The organism is Sulfuricurvum sp. (assembly GCF_028688295.1).
In the GTDB taxonomy this organism is placed as follows: domain Bacteria; phylum Campylobacterota; class Campylobacteria; order Campylobacterales; family Sulfurimonadaceae; genus Sulfuricurvum.
Map to the genome: position 1 here is coordinate 36553 of NZ_JAQTYM010000005.1, position 21684 is coordinate 58236.

Here is a 21684-nt window from a genome sequence, read left to right on the forward strand (position 1 = left end):
CACTATGGTTGTTTATTATACCGCGTTTATACTCTCAATCACACGCTCCACATCGATCTCGCCTCTCATCGTCTCCATAAATACCTCAATCGTTTTTTTCTTATACCGTTCAAAGACTTCATCATCGAAGAGACCATGAACGAATGTCCCTTTGATATGACCTTTTTCATACGATAGTGGATATTTTTCACTCACTCCGTGATGGATTTCAAACCCGTTTATCGCGCGGCCAAAGATCTCATATTTCCCTTTTTTGAGCACTTTATCCCGCTGAAATACGATCACATCATCGATAAATCCGAGGGCTTCTTCACGACTCGGTTCTGAGGTTTCGACACACCCCTCATCGATGATGGTTTCAAACATCATCTGATACCCGCCGCAAATTCCCAGAATCTCTTTTGTCCTCATTTGGAGGGTATCGAAGAGTCCCACTTGCTTGAGCCATCGCAAATCCTCGATCACCCGCTTGCTTCCGGGGAGGATAACGAGATCGAAACTTTCTAACGCGATGTTAGTGGTGATAAACTCGACTGCGATTGTCTCATCGGCGATAAGAGGTTCGAAATCGTTATAGTTGCTCATCGTGGGATAATTGATGATCCCGATTTTTTGTGAGGGGTTAGGTTTGTTTTGGACGAAATTTTTGAGGCTTTGGGAGTCTTCGAATCCGAGGTTGAGCGGGGTATAGGGGAGGACTCCGAGGACGGGAATACCGAAGCGCTCTTCGATAATACGCACCCCATCATCAAATAAGCTTCGATCTCCGCGAAATTTGTTGACGATCACCCCGATGACATTTTCGCGCAGCTTTTCGGGGAGGAGATTATAGACCCCCCAGATCGAGGCGAAAACCCCTCCGCGTTCGATGTCGGCGACGAGGATAATCTTCGTACTATATGTTTCGGCAATGTAGATATTGGAGAGGTCTTTCTCCATCAGGTTCAGCTCGACGGGACTCCCCGCCCCCTCACAGATAACGCACTCATAACGTTCGCTCAGATACTCAAAGCACTCATCCACAGCAGGTTTCAGCAGATCCAGATCACGGTAATACTCCCGCACCTCTTTATCTTCCACAACGTGCCCCTTTACGATCAGCGAGGCGCTATTCCCGTGCCCCGATTTAAGCAACACGGGGTTGAGATGATAACTCGTCGGGATACTTAACACTTCGGCTTGAAAATACTGGGCGATGGCGATTTCAGAGCCGTCGTCGCAGACATGGGAGTTGTTGGAGACGTTTTGGGCTTTGAACACCCCGACGCTGACCCCCCGCTCTTGGAGGAGTTTTCCGATCACAAACGTAAGGGTCGATTTCCCCGCATCGGAAGAGGTGCCGAAAATAGAGAGGGAGTTCATCTATTTTTTCCTAAACGCGCGAAGCAACGCAACGATAATCAAGCATTCCAGCGCGAACAATACAAAATGCAAATCATAGACTTGTTCTGCGGCTTTAGTGATACCGTAATGCTCTATGAGTTTGTAAAATCCGTACGAGAGAGCCAACCCTGCCAGAGAGCCTTGCTGTTTGGCGACATCGATCCACCCCATCACCCGTGCATGGCGGGCGAAATGGGTTTCGGCTCGTACCAAATACCCTCCGAAGATAAAAGAGAACTGATAGGCGACGTAAATGACCAAAGCACTCATGATATGGGTGGAAAACAGCAGATAATATCCCACCATAAGAAGCATGATAAGCTCCGTTGCCAATGTAAATCGGAAAAACGTGCGGAGATTCATCAGTCGGTGATATACATATGCCATCCCCATCATCCCCAGTGCAAGCAGTATCCCTCCAACTGAAAATGTCGAGGGGCTAAGGGTTGCATAGATCGTAAAGACCGATCCCCCCACCATACCGGTGAAGAGTGCGTTGAAAAATTTGTAGCGCAGATAAGGGCGAAATAATAGTTTCATTAAAATCGTGCGTTTAACCCGACATAGAAACTGCGTCCGGCAGTTCCGTATCCGTCAACTTCTTGATAAAGTTTATCGCTCAAATTGTCTCCCTTAAGATAAAAACTGAGACTCTCGGTCGCATCATAATTCACGACCGCTCCCCATAGGGTATAACGTCCTGTTTGTTTTGTTTGGGCAAGATCATCATAGCGTGTTCCGATGTAGTGTGCATTGAGTCCTAACTGCCATTTGGAAAATCCGTAATAATCCAGTGCACTTCGGAAGGTATCTTTTGCGCGTCGTTGAATCTCTTGATTGTTTTGATTTTTAGCCCAAAGATGGTTATATCCGAGATCCAACACTATATTGCTTGCGATCGTGTTTTTATACGAGAGCTCATACCCCTCAAAACGTGATTTCCCCTCAACTTGTGTGTATCCCCCGATCCACCACATAACTGGATCAGAAACATACCCGATGAGATTATCGACGAGATTATTATAGTAGGTGAAACTTAGATGTTTATACTGCATCGTCGCATCAAAACTTTTGGTCGTTTCCGCATTGAGCGCAGTAATATCGGGATGGATATTCATAATCTCATACAGTGAGGGCACACGATACGCGGTTCCGTAATTCGTGCTAAAAGAGACTTCGTCCGTAAAATTGTATTTAGCACCGATCTTACCGGTTGTTTTGTCCCTAAACATATCATACGTATCATGGCGAATAGATTCGGTTACGATTAGGTTATCCAAACGGTTCGTATTCGTTAGAAATACCCCTTTGGAATCGAGCTCTTTTGAGCTGATCGTATCTTTGGAATAGAGAGCATTTCCCCCTATGACCAAAAAGGAGTTTGGCGCATAGTGATAGCTCGCTTGAAGTGTCCCCTCTTTATGTCTCCCCTTAAACGCTGTGGTATAACCGAGGGGGTCTTTTTTATCGAAACTGGAGATATTGTATGTCGCGCTGAGTGAATCTTCTAGGTTAAAACGATGGACGTAACCGATACTTCCCAAACGATTGATCTGATGGATCTCATTGGCTTCACTGTTAGGTTGAGCGTAGGCATCGTACTGAGTAAAAGCATCGATAAAATGGAGTTGGGCATTGAGGGTATCGGATGGGGTCACATCGTAGCTGAGTTTAGCGTTTAGTGTCTCATTTTTATAACCGTCCGCTTCATAGTCGTCTGGACTTTTCCCTTTGGGTGTACTCGAAGAGAAGCCGTTGGTTCGGATCTGATTCGCCCCGAAATAGTACGATAACGCATTGACTCTTTGGGAGATGTTAGCCCCTAGTTTGGTGGTTGCATAACTGCCGTATTCAGCTGTCGCACCTATGCGTAGTTTTTCGGTTGCTTTTTTAGTGATGATATTGATCACACCGGCGACGGCATTCGCTCCCCAAACACCGCTTTGCGCCCCTTTTATGATTTCAATACGTTCAATATCATTGACCATAAGTTGCTCTAACTGTGCTTGCCCTTTGGGGGTGGTCGGATCGTTGTAGCGGATACCGTCTACTAACACAACAGCGTTTTCAGAGCTGAATCCCCGAAGAAAAAAGGAACTTTGACTCCCTACCCCTCCGTTTTGTGCTATCGGAATATTGCTGAGGGTTTTGAGTGCATCAATAACCGAGGTTATATGTCTCTCCTCGAGTTCATCAGAGGTTATAACATCGACGTTAGCGGTGACATCTTTGAGCGATTGTTCAGTTTTAGAAGCGGAGATAACGATAGGTTCGAGGGTGAGCGTATTAGCCTCTAATGAGGCAACGAGTGTCGCGGATGCGACGAGTGATAAGGTCTGTTTAAACATGAGTGTCCTTGATTAATAATCGTAATAATGAATGAGAGCAGGACACTCTTAGGGGGAGAAACAGCCGAATAGATGTAGATAGGACAAACCGGAGCAACGAGCTCAATACGGGTAATATTTTGGAGGAGACGTACCTCTGAAGCATACGCTTGGATAGCGACAAGTGAAAAATAATTCTTACCAAACCCGCATGGTGAACGCATCACTATCCTCCCCAAAATTTTTGCGAATTATAGCGAAAAAGAGGAGAGGGACTTTTTTAGGATTTGAATTGACCCAATTGAGTATTCAAGTTGGTTGCGGCATTGTAGAGTTCAGCGGCAATGTGAGAAATTTGTTTGATCTCTTCTTGATTGCTTTGAGAGAGGCTGGACATCTCGGAAACTTTACTAATGATTTGATTGATTTTAAGTGCCATATTTTCAGCTTCTTGAACACTTTGTTGACTCGCATCAACATTAGAGCGCAGTGCATTTGAAGCTGAATCGATTTTAACATCGATCTCTTCGCTTCGCTCCGCGAGACGTTCGATATTTTCACTATTGGTACTCATCATGTCTGAAGAATCGGAGATCGACTGAATGACGATAGAGATGGTTGAGTTAATTTCGGTGAGGCTCTTTTGCGTACGCTCTGCGAGCTTGCGTACTTCATCAGCAACAACGGCAAATCCACGACCGTGTTCACCCGCGCGTGCAGCTTCGATCGCGGCATTAAGTGCGAGCAAATTCGTTTGGTCCGCGATATCGGAGATAATACTAAGTACACCGCTAACACTGGCAGCATCTGAGGAGAGTTGAGCAAAACGTTCGACGAGCTCATTGCTCATTTGGGTGGTACTGTGAATTTCACGGGTAATGACATTGGCGATTTCACGTACACTCCCCAACTCTTTTTCGGTAGAGAGGCTATTTTTGAGGGTATTTTTAGCCATATTGACGCTTTGCTCCAAAGTCGCTCCTATTTCAGCAGCGGTTGTATTGGTATTTTGAGCGATAGTGTTCGTTTTTTCCGATTGGTTTGCGAGATTCGTCGCTGCCTTATTAAGCGTTGATGTAGAGCCTACTGCAGAAGAGGTGATTTGCTTGGTGTCGTTAATCGTACTTTGTATTTTTTCGATAAAACGGTTGAGATAATTACTTGCTATACCGATTTCATCATTTTTATTCAGAATCGGAAGACGTTTGGTGAGGTCTCCGTTGCCGTGCGCTAAATCACTGGAAACAAGATCTAGCTCTTCGATAGGACGGAGGATGCTGCTGCCTGAAAAATAGTTGATAGCGACCAAAAGGGCAGTAAGAACGGTTCCTAAAATCATAAACCATTTGAAAAAACTGGAGGTTAGCTCATCGACATAATCGGCTTTGTTGAGTCCAGGAACAACCCACATATCCCATTTTGGGATATAGCGATACGCAGCTATTTTTTCTTGGCCGGTAGAGGCGGAAACGTATTCATAGACACCGCCTTCTTTATGGGAGCGAATTTCATCGATATAATCGTGCCCTGCCATCTCTTTCCCTTCATCTTTGTGATGAATCCGAAATACCCCCTCGGTATCGACAAAATAGACATAGCCACTCTCACCGATTTTGATTTTGAAGATATCAGTTTTAAAACGGTTGTCTTCATAGGCTTTAGGATCAATTTCAGAGATATAGTTGACCGTTTGTTCAAGTGAGTCGGCAACGGTACTAAGGTCGTTGATCATAATGGCTTTAATCGAACTGGTAGCAATGAAGTATGCTACAATCACACTTACGAGGATGGCACCTATAGCTGCCACAAGATTGACAATAAACTTAGCTTTGATCGTGTTAAAAAGATTCATAGTTAATATCCGTTAGCGGTTAGATTCTGTCATTGTAGTTCTCTTTTTCTAAAGCGAAGGTAAAATATGAGGTTTTCTTATTTAGAACAAATTACAAAGTACATGGAACATTTCACCCATATTGTTGCTGCGTACCGTTATGACGATACAGGGATACGCCTAATTTTCGATCGTGATAATAGCTGGAATTTTGAGATGCAGCGGGGAAATTCGACGATCAGCATCGGAGAAGTAGCCAACCGAGGGAAAATCTATCAAGCGCCATTTGATATCTTGCTTGCTAAGAGGTTTAACCGTTCAACCCTACAGCATGTTGAACTTTACAATCACGATAAAATTATCCGCCTTAGCGTCAGTACCAGCGGTTCATACAAATCTGAAACTACCCTTTTACAGTTTGAATTTACCGGTAAACATACGAATGTGATTATCATGGACAAAGATGAAATTGTTTTAGAGGCACTCCGTCATATCGATGATGAGGTTTCAACCCGCAGTGTTCGTGTAGGTCAAAAATTAGGAGAGATCCCCAAGCCTCTATATGAACCACAGCATTACCCGCTAGAAGATGTAAGAGGATTTTTGCTCGAAGAGTTTCGCAGTCGTAACTATGATCGACTTGAGCGGCTTAAAAATGAGAAAAAATCACTTTTACACAAACGTTTAGCGACGCTCCAAAAGCATTTGGATGCACTTGAGAGTGAATCAACACTGATGGAAGAGTCTCAAAAAGCTCAAAATGGCGGGCATTTGGTGTTGGCAAATTTGGAGAGTATAAAACCGTACGAAAAGAGCGTTGAAGTCTCTGATTTTGACGGGACAATGATACGTTTAGACCTCCCAAACGGCTGTAATAGTGCCTCTGGGTGTGCTGAGAGTTTTTTTAAACGTTCTAAAAAAGCAAAGCAAAAAGCGATTGGACTACATCAAGAAAGAGCTAACCTCGAGGCTAAAGTTCGTCATTTGGAACTTTTTATCCAGACGGTATCCGAAGCAACATCTCCTGAGGAGATAGCACTTTTATTTCCCGCTAAAACACCTAAGTCAAAACTCAAAACTTCTGATTCTATCGCTGAATTTTGGATCGAGGGGGTAAAAGTTTCTTTGGGTAAAAGTGAAAAAGGGAATATTGAATTACTCAAAAATGCGAAAGCCAAAGACATTTGGATGCACCTTAAAGATCGCCCTTCCGCCCATGTCGTGATCAGTACCGATAAACAGCAGCTACCTGAGCGACTTCTCGAAGCGGCAGCGAAACTGTGTGTCGATTTTTCGGTATTTCAAAAAGGGTCTTATTTGGTCGATTATACTCCCCGTAGAGAGGTGAAAATTCAAGAGGGAGCAAATGTCCTTTATACGAATTTTAAAACAATCAGCATAGAAAAATAGAGATAACTTCAAAAGGATAGCGCTATGGCAATCGGTCCCATCGGCAATACGATTTACGTTAATCAGCAAATGGCAACGGTAGCTAGTGAGAAAACCGCTTTGTTGAATCGTTTTGAACTTCAGGCTCTTGCGGCGGCAACCGCTTCCCAAGAAGCGAAAAAAGAGATCGAAGAGGTTCGTCCTATGGAGAAAAATCATGGCGTTGATCCAGATCGTGAACATACCAAAGAACAAGCTGAACAAGAAGAACGGCATCCCGAAAAAAAAGAAGCGGGAACTGAATCTGAGGTTCCTCCAGAACCGTTGCATATTTTAGATATTAAAGTGTAATTTCGGTATAATCGCGAAATTTTAACACCATTGGTTAACCAAACTATGCAAACTGCAAAAAATTCAACACAAGAGCGTATTGTTACTGCCGTCTTTCTTGTCATCGGCGTTTTGATTGTCGGGCTTATTAACAATTTCTGGCTTATGTGGTCTGTGATGGGTGTCGTTTATTTACTCGCATTTCATGAAGCAACACGATTATTCGGAATCAACAATAACTCTTTATATGCTTATGCAGCGATACTTTGGCTTGCTGCAGCGCTGTATCCGTATGGCGAAGATTTATTTGTTATTGCAGGGCTGATTTTTGCTGCTGCAGTAGCCTACACTCAAAATATTCCCCCTAAAAACTTCCTCCCTTTTATTTATCCGACGGCAGGGATGCTCTTTATGCTCAGTATGTATCAAGAATACGGAATGGTGGCGATGTTATGGCTCCTTGTTGTCGTCGCGTCTGCTGATGTGGGAGCATATGTGGTGGGACGCAGTATCGGTAAAACTCCTTTTAGTCTTTCCAGTCCGAGCAAAACCCGAGAAGGGGTTTATGGCGGTATTGCTGTTGCAACGGGTGCAGGATTTTTTATCGGTATCACGATCGTTGATATTACCCAAGCCATCATTATCTCTATGGCAGGGGCAATCGGCGCAGTTTTTGGAGATTTATTTGAAAGTTATCTGAAGCGTCAAGCAGGGGTAAAAGACAGTGGTACGATTCTTCCCGGGCATGGCGGCATATTGGATCGTATTGATGGGTATCTTTTTGCTTCTATTATTATGCTAGTTCTTCTTCGGGGTCTTGTTTGATCCTACTGGGCTCCACCGGTTCGATCGGAGTCAATGCCCTCAATATTGCTGAGCAGTTTGATCTTAGTGTCGATACGCTCGTTGCGGGACGTAATATCGATCTTCTCAACCAACAAATCCAAAAATATTCTCCAAAACGTGTCGTTGTGATGGATGAGATAGATTGTCCCCGTGTCAACCACCCCCATGTTCGCTTCGGTGAATCGGCGATCCTTGACGCTATTGAATCCTCCTCCTCGCAACATGTCGTCAATGCTCTCGTCGGTTTTGCCGGCTTTCGTCCCACCCTCAAAGCCCTCGAATGCGGTAAAAAACTAGCCCTTGCTAACAAAGAATCATTGGTCGTCGGTGGTGCATTCGTCGATACCTCCGCCATTATCCCGATTGACAGTGAACATTTCGGATTGTGGTATCTCAACCAAATTCCTCGTCCGATCAGCCGCATGGTGATCACCGCAAGCGGAGGTGCTTTTAGGGATTGGCCTCTAGAGAAACTCTCTTCCGCTACCTTAGCTGATGCACTCAAACACCCCAACTGGTCTATGGGACAGAAAATCACCATTGACAGTGCCTCGATGGTGAACAAACTCTTTGAACTTCTCGAAGCCCGCTGGCTTTTTGGTGAGGGGGAATACGATGCCCTGATCGAGACCAAATCACTGATCCATGCTCTTATCGATTACACTGACGGTTCTACGACCGCACACTTCGCCCATGCCGATATGCGCCTCCCTATCGCCTATGCCCTTATGGGAAAAGTGGATATCCCTATTGTGGATCGAATCGATCTGACCCGTATCGGTGCCCTCGAATTTAGAGAGATCGAGAAAGAGCGCTATTCCGTGTGGGAGATCAAAAATGATTTGCTCGCTAACCCTGCACGCGGTGTCATCGTCAATGCGGCAAATGAAGTAGCGATTGAGCGTTTTGTTGCTGGCGAGATTCGCTTTATCGATATCTCTACGCTGATTCTCCGTGCGTATGAGCATTTTAGTAATCCACCTGAATCGATCGAGGCTATTTTTGCTCTTGATACAGAAGTTCGCTCATTTGTACGAGGGATCAGATGTTAAAAGTTCTAATGCTACACGGATGGGGTGGAAGCGATGATCCCCACTGGCAAGCTTGGTTAGCAGGAGAGATTGCCAAAGATTACGGTACGGTTAGTTTCCCCCTTTTGGACAATCCACATTTCCCGAGTAAAAATCGGTGGATGAAGCAGATAAAATCGATTCTTGCCGATTTTGTCCCCGACGTCGTCATCTGCCATTCGTTGGCAAATATCGCATGGTTTCATCTCTGCAATGATGGGGAAATATCCCCCATCAAACGGCTATTACTCGTCGCCCCTCCTCATCTGACGTGTAGTATAGAGACCCTTAAAACCTTTTTTCCTCTCGAAGCGCCTAAAAATCTTTTTGCCGAAGAGGTATTGTTGGTCACATCGACGAATGACCCCTATATGAGCACAGAAGAGGCCTTAGAGCTTCAAAAGGCTTTGGGTGTAGAGATGAGAGTGATTGAGGAGGGGGGACACATTAATACCTCTTCAGGGTTCGGCGAATGGCCATTTGTCAAAGAGTGGGTATTGCAATGATCCTCAGTATTGAAAGCAGTTGCGACGATAGTTCAATCGCTATCACCGAAATAGCAACAAAAAAACTCATCTATCACAAAAAGATTTCCCAAGAGTTAGAACATTCCGTCTATGGTGGTGTCGTCCCAGAACTCGCCAGCCGTCTCCACGCCGAAGCGTTACCTAGTATTTTAGCGGAGTGTGAACCGTGGTTTGGAGAGCTAAAAGCCATTGCCGTCACGAATGAGCCGGGGCTAGGTGTGACACTTATCGAGGGGGTTACGATGGCAAAAGCACTTAGTATTACTCTAAGCATCCCAATCCTCCCGATCAATCACCTCAAAGGGCATATCTATTCTCTCTTTATCGAGAAAGAAGCGGTTCTCCCCATAACCGTATTACTCGTTTCGGGCGGTCATACACAACTTATCGAAGTTAAATCGTACACCGAGATGGAGACAGTAGCCACCACGATGGATGACAGCTACGGAGAGAGTTTCGACAAAGTAGCCAAAATGATGCATCTAGGCTATCCGGGTGGGCCGTTGATTGAACACTTAGCGAAGAGTGGTGATGCGACCAAATTTACCTTTACCGTTCCGCTCTGGCAATCACCCCTCATCGCGTTTAGTTATTCAGGGCTAAAAAATCAGGTACGTTTAGCGGTAGAAGCGAACGAGCCATCCGCTTATCCCGACATCGCGAGCGCATTTCAGTATACAGCGACCGAGCATCTGATCCAAAAACTCAAAAAGTATTTCAAATCTCATCCTCCTAAGCGTTTCGCTATTGTCGGTGGAGCCAGTGCAAATCTTTACTTGAGAAATAGTGTTACGAAAATACTTGCTACGTATAAAGTAGAACTTTTACTTGCTGAACTAAAATTTTGTTCAGATAATGCAGCCATGATTGGGCGTGCAGGAATCGAAGCGTACACTAAGGGGGAACTACAGCCTTATAATAATATATCGGTAAACCCCCGTTGTAAACTGTAGTAAACCTTAAACCAAAACATCTCTTTCATAATTCAGAGTCAAATTATCCGATTTAAAATATACTTCCCGCATCAAATAAATAAACCAAAAAGAAGGAGCCAATATGGCAACGACTAAATTCAAAGGTACTGACGTAGAACTTTTAGGAAACACTGTAAATGTAGGTGATAAAGCACCTGAAATTACAGTTGTAAATTCAGCAGGTCTTGGTGATGTAAAAGTAGGCGGCGCTCAAGGTAAAAAACAACTTATCATCGTTGTTCCATCACTCGATACAGGTGTATGTGCAACTGAAACTCGTAATTTCAATGCAAAAGCTGCTGGTCTTACCGATGTAATTACTACAATCGTATCTCTTGATCTTCCGTTTGCAGCGGGCCGTTTTTGCCAAGCAGAAGGTATTGATAATTTGACAGTATGTTCAGATTTCCGTAACAAAGATTTTGCAAACGCTTATGGTGTATTACTTGGCGGTTCTGTTCTTGCAGGTGTAACATGTCGCGCAATCTTTGCAGTAAACGAAGAGGGTGTTGTAACGTATAAAGAGATCGTTCCTGAAATCACTGAAGAGCCAAACTACGACGCCGCGTTAGCTGCAGTAGCATAAGTTCTACTTTCCCCATAGGGGAAACCTTCTCTCTTCACTCTTTTATTTACACGTAATACTAATCAAACCATTCATTTTATTTAGAGCATAGCTGTAACGTCCATCAAGTGTAATGGTAGCACGTACAAATTTCCCGTGGTTTCCCATCCGTATCATTTTATAAGGACCTGCGTTTAACTGTTTGTCTTCGGTTTTCAAGTCGCTGTCACGTTTAAAGTCAAGGACGATACGATTTGGGTCACTTAAAACAAAATGGCGAATAAGAGGATCAGATGTTTTAATAGTGAGAATTTTACCTTTTACATCAAAGCGAATAAAACCAAAATTGACAGAAGAGGAATTATTTGCTGATGTAGGTGAACGGAGCGTTGATGACTGTGAAAGCACTATCGGGCGGTGCCAGTCAATGCTTTGATCAATAGGTATTTTAAGATTTTCAATACTTCCGTCCACATTTTGGATCGTAAATGTAACTTCTTTTAAAATACGGGCTTGATCGGGTAATTTATAATGAATATTTTCCATTTGAGGTTTTAACTCAATGGTATTTGAGGTTACTCTTTTTGTTTCATTGGTACTAAAAAAAGGGTTTTCACGAGCCAGAAGAGGGGCCAAGAGCAACAGAGAGAGAAAAAATGAGTGCTTCAATATATTTTCCATCCTTATTGCGAGTCAGAATCAAGCTCTTTAAGTTCAAAATACTGCTTTTGTAGCGTAGCATTTTCAGCTTTAAGTCTTTCGATGTCTTCAACCAAGTAGTTTTGGTGCTCTTCAAGATCAAGAAGAACACTGAGTGAGTTGTTTCCAAAAAAAATGAATCCCATGTAAACCCCTACTATAAGAACGATTCCTGAAGCAAGGAGAAATTTTTTGGTAGAGAGTCCAAAATATTTTTCGCTAAGACTCTCTTGCTCTTCATTCAGAAACTGCTCATCATTTTGCATTAGTTAAAGAGGGCTCTCCCTAAATATTCGCCGTACATAACTTCCGTTTCAATCTCTAACAAACGGTTGTATTTAGCAGTACGTTCCCCCCGTGCGGTTGAGCCTGTTTTGATCTCACCACAGTTAAGTGCAACGGCAAAATCAGCGATAAAGGCATCTTCACTCTCGCCGGAACGGTGAGACATAACGCATTTGTACCCATTGCGTTGTGCTAGACGAACGGTCAGCATCGTTTCGGATACTGATCCGATTTGGTTTGGTTTGATCAAAATTGCGTTTGCAATACCTTTTTCAATCCCTTCTGCCAAAATATTGGCATTGGTTACAAATAAATCGTCTCCGACGAGTTGTACTTTTGAACCTAAACGCTCTGTAAGTATTTTCCAGCCAGCCCAGTCATCTTCACTCAAACCATCTTCGATTGATACGATAGGATATTTAGAACAAAGATCCGCGTAATAATCGACCAATTGCTCAGAGGTAACGGTACGATTTTCAGAATCGAGTTTATAACCACCCTCGGTTACGAGTTCTGATGCCGCAACATCAAGTGCTATAGCAATTTGTTCACCTGCTTTGTATCCCGCTTTAGCAATCGCTTCCATAATCACTTGGATCGGTTCTTCGTTTGAACTCAAATCGGGAGCAAATCCCCCTTCATCACCGAGGGCCGTGTTAGCTCCGCGATCTTTGAGAATTTTTTTAAGGTTGTGATACACCTCTGCTGATGCTCGTAGACCTTCAGAAAAATCGGTAAATCCAATAGGCATAATCATGTACTCTTGGAAATCAACGCTGTTGTCCGCGTGGCTTCCACCATTGATGATGTTGAGCATCGGAACAGGAAGAACCATTGCGTTTGCACCGCCAAGGTAACGGTACAATGGGATGCCAAGACTTTTTGCCGCTGCACGCGCAACTGCCATTGAAACACCTAAAACAGCATTTGCTCCGAGATTACCGTAATTTTCAGTACCATCAAGTTCTTTCATAACTGCATCAACCATCGCCTGGTTAAAGGGGCTAAGTCCCATAATCGCATCAGCGATATCGGTATTAACGTGTTCCACTGCTTTAAGAACCCCTTTGCCCATGTAACGAGCATCGCCATCACGCAATTCCAACGCTTCGCGCTTACCGGTACTAGCTCCACTTGGTACGATAGCACTTTCTCTTGTTCCATCGCTCAACTGTACGGTTGCTTTTACGGTTGGATTCCCGCGAGAATCCATCACTTCGATTGCACTTACTTCATCAATAAAAATCATTCGTCTACCTCACCTATATCAGATTCATCCATAGCAATGATGCCTGAGACACCCATCGCCGCTTTAATTTTTTCTTCCACTTTACGAGCTAACTCTGGCTCATCTTTAAACTTTTGCTTAACGTTTTCACGCCCTTGTCCGAGTTTCGTATCCTCGAAACTAAACCAAGCACCGCTTTTATCAATAATATCAAGCTTAACACCGTAGTCAACGAGTTCCCCCTCTTTGGAGATACCCTCACCGAACATGATATCAAATTCTGCTTGACGAAACGGTGGTGCCACTTTATTTTTAATTACTTTTGCTTTAACGCGATTCCCGATTTGGCTCTCACCTTGTTTGAGAGTAGCGATTTTACGGACATCGATACGAACCGATGCGTAAAATTTCAGCGCATTTCCACCGGTAGTTGTCTCCGGTGAACCGTATCCCATCGTACCGATTTTCATACGAATTTGGTTGATAAAGATAATCGTACAGTTCATTTTGTGCATGATACCGGTGAGCTTGCGCAATGCTTTTGACATCAAACGAGCTTGAACACCCACTTGTTGGTCATTCATCTCCCCTTCGATCTCCACTTTCGGGGTCAACGCCGCAACCGAGTCGATAACGATCAAATCAACGGCTCCACTACGAACAATCGTTTCAACGATATCGAGTGCTTGCTCGCCGTAATCGGGTTGAGAAACCAAAAGATTCTCGACATCGACACCAAGATTTTTAGCGTATCCGATGTCGAGAGCGTGTTCCGCATCGATAAAGGCACAAATCCCGCCGTTTTTTTGACATTCGGCAGTAATTTGAAGACTGAGGGTTGTTTTCCCCGAACTCTCAGGGCCATAGATTTCGATCACGCGCCCTTCGGGTATTCCACCGATTCCAAGGGCTAAGTCTAAACCGATAGAACCTGTACTGATGGAATTAATAGGTTCAATCTCTTTGTCCCCAAGACGCATCAACGTCCCTTTTCCGAACGTTTTATCGATTTGCTTCATCGCGAGTTCAAGCGATTTAAGTTTATTTGGATCCATCATGCTGTGCTCTCCTGAGACTAATATGTTTTAAAATTACGTCATAATATGACAAATTGAAATATATTTAAAATATATGACAAATTGCAATATTAATAATTCGCATTCTGGAATAGAGATATTTTAGCGTTATTTGGTTAAAATTTAATTGATATACACAATTCAATAGGATTTTTAGTGAAAAAAATGGTGATTGCCCACTCTCCCGACGCCGATGATATTTTTATGTATTACGCCATTAAATTTGGTTGGGTAGGCCAAAACAATATTCAGTTTGATAACATTGCTTTAGATATTGAAACTCTTAATACAGAAGCGCTCAAAGGGACGTACGATATCAGTGCGATTAGTTTCGGCCTTTACCCTCATATCCGAAATGATTATGCCCTGCTTCGAACGGCCGTGAGTTTCGGACAAGGGTATGGACCTAAGCTTATTCGCAAAAAAGAGACGATTTTAAAACGCCGCTTTAAAGTAGCGCTGAGTGGTAAATACACTACCAATGCGTTACTTTTTAGGATCGCTTATCCGGATGCAAAAATCGTTTACATGAATTTTTTAGAGATTGAACAAGCAGTATTGGAAGGTGTGGTTGATGCGGGTGTTTTGATTCATGAGTCTATTTTGGGTTATGATGAATCACTTGAAGTGGAACGAGAACTTTGGGATATCTGGTGTGAGCTCTCAGGTGGTGATCTCCCCTTACCGCTTGGAGGGATGGCTATCCGCCGCTCTTTACCGATTACTTCAGCCATTATGTATGAAAACCTTTTAACGAAAGCGGTTCAAATTGCTCGGGATCACAAAGAGAACCTCTCAAAAATGTTGATTGAGCGTAATCTCGTCCGTATCGATGCTTCGACATTGGAAAAATATCTTGAACTTTATGCTAATGATGAATCCATTACCCTCAATGAAACTCAGTACAAGGCAATCGAACTTTTGTTTGATCTTGGGTATAAGCATGGCTTTTTTGATGCGAAGATCAATCCGAGAGACTTTATGCTACCGTTGGAATACACTGATTTGAGGTATTCGTAATGAGTGCGGTTTACTGCACGCGGGTCCTCTGCCAAAGGGAACCTAGTGTTAGCGTAGCTATCGGGACGAGTTCCGATGCTGTAAGGACATTAAGATGATGCAAGAAGAATTGATCGGTTTAGGAATCGAGACGTTTAAAATTGCTTTGATCTTGGCGCTTCCCGCATTGTTGGTGGGTATGTTTTTAGGGCTTGCGGTGAGTATTTTTCAAGCAACTACCCAAATCAATGAGATGACCTTGAGTTTTATTCCGAAAATTATTGGTGTTGTTATTGTGATTATCCTGACGATGCCATGGATGATGAATGAGATGCAAGATTTTACGATTCGGATGTTTAATATGATTCCGACATTTGTGCAATGAATACCAAAACTATCGATTTTTCCAAGTTCAGTTCTATTCGTATCGGCCCAATTGTTGAGGTAGCGCTCATTGAAAATGATGTAGTCCCAGTGGGGCATTTAATTGTTGGCGCTGCCAATAACGTTCTCGTATCCCCAACACCACCTCCGCTCATGATCCTTTCCAAAGAGTACGATTTTATCCGCCTTGAAGAAGACGGTCTCCATATCGGTTCCGCAACCCCAGGGGGGAGAGTTGTCTCCTTTTGCAAAAAAAATAACATTGCCCATTTTGAGTACCTCTCCAAACTCCCAGGAACACTGGGTGGGATGTTGAAAATGAACGCAGGACTCAAAGAGTATGAAATATTCAACCATCTTATCGCTATCCGTACTCAAAGTGGATGGAAGCAAAAAAGCGACATTGAATACGGATACCGCAAAACCTCTATCAACGAAGTAGTCTTTGAAGCGGTTTTTGAAGCGCAAAGTGGATATTCGCTAGAGCGTTATGAGATGTTTTCACAAATGCGTTCCAATCAGCCCAATGATCCGAGTGCAGGGAGCTGTTTTAAAAATCCTCCGAGTGATTATGCCGGACGACTGATTGAAGCGGTTGGTCTAAAAGGGATACGTCAAGGTGCGATGGCCTTTAGTGAGGTACATGCTAATTTTCTCGTCAACATGGGTGGAGGGACATATATGGATGCTCTCATACTGATCCAAGAAGCACAAACGCGGGTGCAAAGGGAGTTTAATATTGAACTTCAATGCGAAGTAGTTATCCTCGATCAAAATAACATGACGAAATAATAATTAAATCTATTGACTTTAGTCGTCATTATTGGTTAAAATGACGATGAAATTAACTAGAAGAGAGGATTTAATCATACAATGACTGTAAGTTATATTCGTCCTGATAAAGATTTTGATGGTGTTTATGAACAGCTTAAATTGATTAATGGGTATGCTGATCAAAAAGCTATTATGATCAATGAAGAGCTCGTAGATCAAACCTCACAAAATAAAAGGTTAACGGATCGTCACGAAGTGGTACGGTTCTTCCGCTCTTTAGAGGGGGATACGTTAATTATTTACGATACATGGACGTTAAGTAGCTGTATCGAAGATGTTGTGCAGATGTTTAGCTGTCTTTTAAAAAACAATAATACGATTCATTTTGTCAAGCCGGGAGTGATTATCGATCGTAAAAGTGATACAATGGTTGTCTTGGGGCTTATTGATCAATTGCGCCAAATTATTCAAGATGATGCAAAAAAAGGGATTGGCCGCCCGCGTGGATCTAAATCATCGTCAAAATTTGATATGTATTTGGAACAGATTCTTGAATTGTTGAAAAAACGACGTAGTGTGAGTGAAATTGCACGTGTTCTTGGGGTGAGTAGAAGTTCACTTAAAGATTATATTGAATCACGGGAACTTAAAGAAGTTGTGAGTGGCGTTATTGGAGTCAATGATGATGGTGATGCAGAAGCAACGGTGATCAGCACCATTCGGTGTCCGATCGATGAAAATTAACGTAAAAAACTAACTGTATGATGGAGGTCGTATAATGAGTGAAGAAACAGTCTCCCCTAAAGGGAAAGAATATTTGGCAGGGTGGACCGCATGGCGTATTAAACGTTATTGGTTTTATGCCCTTGTAACCCTTTTTGCTCTAGCAGCACCATGGATTACCATAGATGGTAATCATCTCTTCTTGCTCAGTTTTGATAAGCTGAAACTTCATTTGATGTTTATTCAGTTTGATATGCAAGAGCTTTATTTAATGCCATTTTTGTTGATTATCTTATTCGTAGGTGTTTTTGGTATTACGGTACTGGGAGGACGTGTGTTCTGTGGATGGATCTGTCCACAGACGATTTTTCGCGTCGTGTATCGTGATTTAATCGAAACGAAACTCTTGGGGCTTCGAAAACGGATTAAAAACAAACAGCAAGAACCGGATTATTCGAAGTTTGAAAATAAGCTAAAACGTTTGGTCGCTATTTTGATCTGGACAGGATTGTCCTTTATTGCTGCAGCAGATTTAATGTGGTATTTTGTACCCCCTGAGGATTTCTTTGCATATCTGCAAAACCCTATGGAACATACGGTATTGATGGGTTCTATTATCGGGATTGTTCTCTTCTTGGTCTATGACGTTATTTTCTTACAAGAGAATTTTTGTGTCTATGTTTGCCCTTATTCACGTATTCAATCGGTTTTGTACGATGATGATACAGTTATGGCAATCTATAACCCGAACCGTGGTGGTGATATCTATAATGACCAAAAAGAGAAACTCTTTACGAAACAAAAAGATCTTCTAGCCGTCAATACAAACGCTGAGTGTACAACTTGTGAGAGTTGTGTGACCGTCTGCCCAACCCACATTGATATCCGGCGCGGGCTTCAACTAGAGTGTATCAACTGTTTAGAGTGTGTTGATGCATGTACTGAAGTTATGGGTAAACTCGGAAAACCGAGTCTTGTGGAGTGGTCAAGTGAAAAAGAGACCCTTTATATGAAAGGTAAAACACATTACTTCCGTCCAAAAATCTTGGGTTATATTGCCATTTTGGTGATCGTGAGTATTATTTTAGGGATGATGGGAAGTAAAAAAGAGTACATGCTTCTTAACATCAATAAAGAGAACCGTTTGTATGCCGTTCATCAAAATGATGAGGGAAAAATACAAGTGGATAATGCGTATACGTTCTTGTTACAAAATACGTTGAACGAAGATCATGAATATTATTTTGACATTGTTGCCCCTGCAGGAATGGAAGGCAAGATTAAGATTGCCCAACCGGAAAAACCGTTTAAAGTAAAACCGGGTGTTGTTAAGAAGAAAGTAGTTGTTCTCTATACAGATGAAATTCTTGTGAATGACGATCGAAAAGATACGGTTATTCCGATTACGATTAATGCGTATGCGGTGGATGCGAAAGATAAAGTGGCGGTAACACGTCAATCGACGTTTACTTTCCCAAGAGCGGATATGCTCAAATAATAATGTGATGTACTTTTCTTTTTAGAAAAGAAAAGTACGCAAAAGAAAATCCCCCCTCAACAGAACGCTACACTCCTCTCGGCACTACTGCCTACGGAGTGGCTCTAGGTATGTTTCGGGGGAAAAATAATTGAATTATGATTGATTTCCGCAAAGTGCGGAAAGAGAGAAAGTTATACTAGGACTGCTTCGCGTTGCCCTGCTTCGAGATGACCGATAATGTATCCATCGGTTGCAGCCAATACATCGGCTACGTCAGCTTCTTTAACAACCAAAATCATCCCCACACCCATATTAAACGCACGGAACATCTCATGACGTTCAACATGCTGTCCGATGAGCTCGAAAATCGGCAATACGCGGATAGAAGATTCGGTGATTACCGCACGTAGCCCCTCAGGGAGAACGCGCGGGAAGTTTTCGACGATTCCACCACCTGTGATGTGGGCGAGGGCTTGGATTTTATCTTTGAGCGCTTTGAACGTTTTAACGTAGATGCGTGTCGGCGTCAAAAGGGTTTCGATCAAAGGTTTTCCTTCGAACGCATCTTCGAACTTCATCCCCATTTTTTCAAATAACACTTTACGCGCCAATGAAAATCCATTTGAGTGGAGACCTGAGCTCGGTAATGCAATGAGGATATCACCCGCCGCTACTTTATTTGAGCGATCCAGTTCACTCTTTTCTCCGATACCGACGGCAAATCCTGCCAAATCATAATCATCGGAGTGGTACATCCCCGGCATTTCTGCCGTTTCGCCACCGATAAGGGCACATTCGGCTTGACGACACCCCTCAGCAATACCGCTGACAACTGCTGTTGCAGCAGTAACATCGAGTTTTCCGGTTGCGTAATAATCGAGGAAAAAAGAGGGTGTTCCGAAATTACAGATCAAATCATTGACACACATCGCCACTAAATCGATTCCGACAGTATTATGAATACCCGAATCGATAGCAAGTTTGAGTTTTGTTCCGACACCGTCTGTTGCTGCGAGCATTACCGGTTCGCGGTAGCCGCTTGGGAGTTCAAACGCCCCTGCGAATGAGCCGATTCCACCGAGTACACCGGGGATTGCTGTCGATTTAACGAGTGGTTTGATGTTTTCGACAAAACTGTTACCGGCGTCAATATCGACACCGGCATCTTTGTAGCTGATTTGGCTCATGAAGTCCCTCATCTGTTTATAATGTGCAAATTATAACAGATGAGTGGTTAGGGGAAATTTAGAGGATTAATCTTTTTGCGGACATTTGCCGAAAACTTTTTTGAAAACCCATAACGATGGACAAAAATCGGTAAATGCCCATACGATGACCATGACGATTACTAATGTTTGAATGACTACAGCAAGTTGTATCTGACCTGTTACAAACAATACCATCGCAAGTGTTAATACGATTGCCATTAAAAAACGTTGAATTTTTTCAGCACACATAGTTGCTCCTCAATTTATAGAAATAATTGGTTGAAATTATAGCTAAAGAGGAGGAGTTAACCTTTAACTGCCGAGTATAAATAGAATATTCAAACCTTTTTAATCTCTGCGTGTTACAATCGCTGAAAAATTCCCACTTATGAGAAGAGAACCATTTAATGAAAACATTTATCACTCCCGAAATGATGACCCATGTCGCACTTTGTACCCACAAAAATCCCAGCACCGTGATGGTGTTAAGCGATCAACGTGATCTTTTAAAAGGTGAATTGGCTCGTTACCGCGATGTTGAAACGATCTACGCGGATACGAACGATCTTCTTTCTGTATTGCGTAACGTTACCGATAACAGTACTGATGTGTTACTTTTAGATACGTTTAGTGATGATAGCGCAGTATTTGCCCATGTGAACCGACTTTTAAAAGACGATGCTTTGATGGTGTGCAAGCATCCCGATCTTGATGATGTGGCTGGCAATACAAAACTCATGCAGATTTTAGGGAACTACTTTAAAATTATTATGCCTTACTATGATGGGAATGGTGCAACATTGCTATTATGCTCAAAAGAGTACCATCCGACGGCGGATCTAATTTTACAACGTAGTGATTTGCTGGAGGGACAACAGTTTTATAACTGCGATGTCCATATCGGAGTCTTTGCAATGCCGCAGTACATCCGCAAAAATTACCTCGGGATTATACGCAACTAATGGCATTTGAATATGCCATTGCACTCACTGGGGGGATCGCGACAGGGAAAAGTACTGTCGCCTCTTTATTGGGATTAAACGGTCTTCGTATCATCGATGCCGATACGATAGCACACCGTATTTTGGATGAAAACAGTGGCTGGGTAGTGGAACGATTCGGTGATGAGTTTGTTAAAAATGGAAAAGTGGATCGCCCTGCGTTGGGAAAAATCATTTTTGCTGATCCGGAAGCGAAAAAAGAATTGGAAACTTTTCTTCATCCTAAAATTCGTACTGCCATCGAAGAGCAAAGCGAAAAACAAGATCGTCTCAAATATCCCTATCTGATTGATATTCCCCTCTTTTTTGAGACTTCGTCGTATCCTATCAACAATTCGGTTGTCGTTTATACTCCAAAAACGTTGCAATTGGAGCGGTTTATGAAACGTAACGGTTTTTCGCAGGAGGAGTCGTTACGCCGTATCGAGAGTCAAATGGACATTGATGAAAAAAAAGCGCGCGCGACATGGGTGATCGATAACTCTTCTAATCTCAAACATTTACAGCGTGAGTGTGAACAGTTTGTTGACACTATTAAATTACTCTATCCCGCTCCTAAGGTATAATTACCGCAATTATAAAGGA

Annotated in this window: 25 protein-coding genes; 14 read left to right on the top strand and 11 right to left on the bottom strand. The window is 42.9% G+C overall.

What is annotated here, in order from left to right:
• Positions 1-15 precede the first annotated feature (15 nt).
• Genes PHR02_RS02475 through PHR02_RS02495 form a run of 5 tightly spaced genes read right to left on the bottom strand, consistent with a single transcriptional unit; the run spans position 16 to position 5562 of the window.
• Complete coding sequence (locus tag PHR02_RS02475) at positions 16-1362, bottom strand: cobyric acid synthase (RefSeq protein WP_299988458.1); 1347 nt, start codon at positions 1360-1362, stop codon at positions 16-18.
• Entirely contained in the window at positions 1363-1923 is a 561-nt protein-coding gene (locus PHR02_RS02480; protein WP_299988461.1) for a hypothetical protein, read from the bottom strand.
• Complete coding sequence (locus PHR02_RS02485; protein ID WP_299988463.1) at positions 1923-3731, bottom strand: TonB-dependent receptor; 1809 nt, start codon at positions 3729-3731, stop codon at positions 1923-1925. The genes PHR02_RS02480 and PHR02_RS02485 overlap by 1 nt, the downstream gene beginning before the upstream one ends.
• A complete protein-coding gene (locus PHR02_RS02490; protein ID WP_299988466.1) occupies positions 3677-3934 on the bottom strand; it encodes a hypothetical protein in 258 nt (85 codons plus the stop codon). The genes PHR02_RS02485 and PHR02_RS02490 overlap by 55 nt, the downstream gene beginning before the upstream one ends.
• Before the next feature lie 56 nt (positions 3935-3990).
• Positions 3991-5562, bottom strand: coding sequence for a methyl-accepting chemotaxis protein (locus PHR02_RS02495; RefSeq protein ID WP_299988468.1), 1572 nt, complete (start codon positions 5560-5562; stop codon positions 3991-3993).
• A 66-nt stretch (positions 5563-5628) separates the two neighbouring features.
• Between PHR02_RS02495 and PHR02_RS02500 the strand changes: the two genes are divergently transcribed.
• From PHR02_RS02500 to tpx, 7 genes are all read left to right on the top strand, one after another.
• Positions 5629-6951, top strand: a complete 1323-nt coding sequence (locus tag PHR02_RS02500) for an NFACT RNA binding domain-containing protein (protein ID WP_299988471.1) — start codon at positions 5629-5631, stop codon at positions 6949-6951.
• A 24-nt stretch (positions 6952-6975) separates the two neighbouring features.
• Complete coding sequence (locus PHR02_RS02505; RefSeq protein WP_299988474.1) at positions 6976-7281, top strand: hypothetical protein; 306 nt, start codon at positions 6976-6978, stop codon at positions 7279-7281.
• 45 nt (positions 7282-7326) lie between these two features.
• The gene (locus PHR02_RS02510) at positions 7327-8085 is read left to right on the top strand and encodes a phosphatidate cytidylyltransferase (protein WP_299988477.1); all 759 of its coding nucleotides are present in this window, start codon (positions 7327-7329) and stop codon (positions 8083-8085) included.
• Entirely contained in the window at positions 8082-9158 is a 1077-nt protein-coding gene (dxr, locus tag PHR02_RS02515; RefSeq protein ID WP_299988480.1) for a 1-deoxy-D-xylulose-5-phosphate reductoisomerase, read from the top strand. Before PHR02_RS02510 ends, dxr begins: the two co-directional genes overlap by 4 nt.
• Positions 9152-9682, top strand: a complete 531-nt coding sequence (locus tag PHR02_RS02520; RefSeq protein ID WP_299988483.1) for an alpha/beta hydrolase — start codon at positions 9152-9154, stop codon at positions 9680-9682. The genes dxr and PHR02_RS02520 overlap by 7 nt, the downstream gene beginning before the upstream one ends.
• Complete coding sequence (gene tsaD / locus PHR02_RS02525) at positions 9679-10656, top strand: tRNA (adenosine(37)-N6)-threonylcarbamoyltransferase complex transferase subunit TsaD (RefSeq protein WP_299988545.1); 978 nt, start codon at positions 9679-9681, stop codon at positions 10654-10656. The genes PHR02_RS02520 and tsaD overlap by 4 nt, the downstream gene beginning before the upstream one ends.
• Before the next feature lie 103 nt (positions 10657-10759).
• Complete coding sequence (gene tpx, locus PHR02_RS02530; RefSeq protein WP_299988485.1) at positions 10760-11263, top strand: thiol peroxidase; 504 nt, start codon at positions 10760-10762, stop codon at positions 11261-11263.
• A gap of 42 nt (positions 11264-11305) precedes the next feature.
• Here the strand turns inward: tpx and PHR02_RS02535 are convergent, their stop codons facing one another.
• Genes PHR02_RS02535 through recA form a run of 4 tightly spaced genes read right to left on the bottom strand, consistent with a single transcriptional unit; the run spans position 11306 to position 14509 of the window.
• Positions 11306-11911 carry an AMIN domain-containing protein gene (locus PHR02_RS02535; protein ID WP_299988488.1) on the bottom strand — a complete coding sequence of 202 codons (606 nt, stop codon included), beginning with the start codon at positions 11909-11911 and terminating at the stop codon, positions 11306-11308.
• A gap of 14 nt (positions 11912-11925) precedes the next feature.
• Positions 11926-12207, bottom strand: a complete 282-nt coding sequence (locus PHR02_RS02540) for a hypothetical protein (RefSeq protein WP_299988490.1) — start codon at positions 12205-12207, stop codon at positions 11926-11928.
• Positions 12207-13475, bottom strand: a complete 1269-nt coding sequence (eno, locus tag PHR02_RS02545) for a phosphopyruvate hydratase (RefSeq protein ID WP_299988492.1) — start codon at positions 13473-13475, stop codon at positions 12207-12209. The genes PHR02_RS02540 and eno overlap by 1 nt, the downstream gene beginning before the upstream one ends.
• Positions 13472-14509: a recombinase RecA gene (recA, locus tag PHR02_RS02550; protein WP_299988547.1), complete on the bottom strand. Its 1038-nt coding sequence runs from the start codon at positions 14507-14509 to the stop codon at positions 13472-13474. The genes eno and recA overlap by 4 nt, the downstream gene beginning before the upstream one ends.
• A 177-nt stretch (positions 14510-14686) precedes the next feature.
• Between recA and PHR02_RS02555 the strand changes: the two genes are divergently transcribed.
• The 5 genes from PHR02_RS02555 to ccoG all read left to right on the top strand — a co-directional run bounded on the left by PHR02_RS02555 (position 14687) and on the right by ccoG (position 18908).
• The gene (locus PHR02_RS02555; protein ID WP_299988495.1) at positions 14687-15550 is read left to right on the top strand and encodes an MqnA/MqnD/SBP family protein; all 864 of its coding nucleotides are present in this window, start codon (positions 14687-14689) and stop codon (positions 15548-15550) included.
• 97 nt (positions 15551-15647) lie between these two features.
• Positions 15648-15914, top strand: a complete 267-nt coding sequence (fliQ, locus tag PHR02_RS02560; protein ID WP_299988550.1) for a flagellar biosynthesis protein FliQ — start codon at positions 15648-15650, stop codon at positions 15912-15914.
• Positions 15911-16705 carry a UDP-N-acetylmuramate dehydrogenase gene (locus PHR02_RS02565; protein ID WP_299988498.1) on the top strand — a complete coding sequence of 265 codons (795 nt, stop codon included), beginning with the start codon at positions 15911-15913 and terminating at the stop codon, positions 16703-16705. Before fliQ ends, PHR02_RS02565 begins: the two co-directional genes overlap by 4 nt.
• 81 nt (positions 16706-16786) lie before the next feature.
• Positions 16787-17431, top strand: a complete 645-nt coding sequence (locus tag PHR02_RS02570) for a hypothetical protein (RefSeq protein WP_299988501.1) — start codon at positions 16787-16789, stop codon at positions 17429-17431.
• 34 nt (positions 17432-17465) lie between these two features.
• On the top strand, positions 17466-18908 hold the full coding sequence (ccoG, locus tag PHR02_RS02575) for a cytochrome c oxidase accessory protein CcoG (RefSeq protein WP_299988502.1): 1443 nt from the start codon (positions 17466-17468) through the stop codon (positions 18906-18908).
• A gap of 173 nt (positions 18909-19081) precedes the next feature.
• On the opposite strand, the gene purM is transcribed toward ccoG, so the two are convergent.
• Together purM and PHR02_RS02585 are read right to left on the bottom strand one after the other, a co-directional pair.
• Positions 19082-20077 (bottom strand): phosphoribosylformylglycinamidine cyclo-ligase, encoded by a 996-nt coding sequence (gene purM, locus PHR02_RS02580; RefSeq protein ID WP_299988505.1) that lies wholly within the window; start codon positions 20075-20077, stop codon positions 19082-19084.
• A gap of 66 nt (positions 20078-20143) precedes the next feature.
• Positions 20144-20347 (bottom strand): phosphoribosylaminoimidazole synthetase, encoded by a 204-nt coding sequence (locus PHR02_RS02585; RefSeq protein WP_299988507.1) that lies wholly within the window; start codon positions 20345-20347, stop codon positions 20144-20146.
• A gap of 158 nt (positions 20348-20505) precedes the next feature.
• Here PHR02_RS02585 and PHR02_RS02590 point away from each other — a divergent pair, with 158 nt between their 5' ends.
• Both PHR02_RS02590 and coaE read left to right on the top strand, forming a co-directional pair.
• Complete coding sequence (locus PHR02_RS02590; RefSeq protein ID WP_299988510.1) at positions 20506-21060, top strand: spermidine synthase; 555 nt, start codon at positions 20506-20508, stop codon at positions 21058-21060.
• Positions 21060-21665, top strand: coding sequence for a dephospho-CoA kinase (coaE, locus tag PHR02_RS02595; protein ID WP_299988512.1), 606 nt, complete (start codon positions 21060-21062; stop codon positions 21663-21665). Before PHR02_RS02590 ends, coaE begins: the two co-directional genes overlap by 1 nt.
• Positions 21666-21684 lie beyond the last annotated feature (19 nt).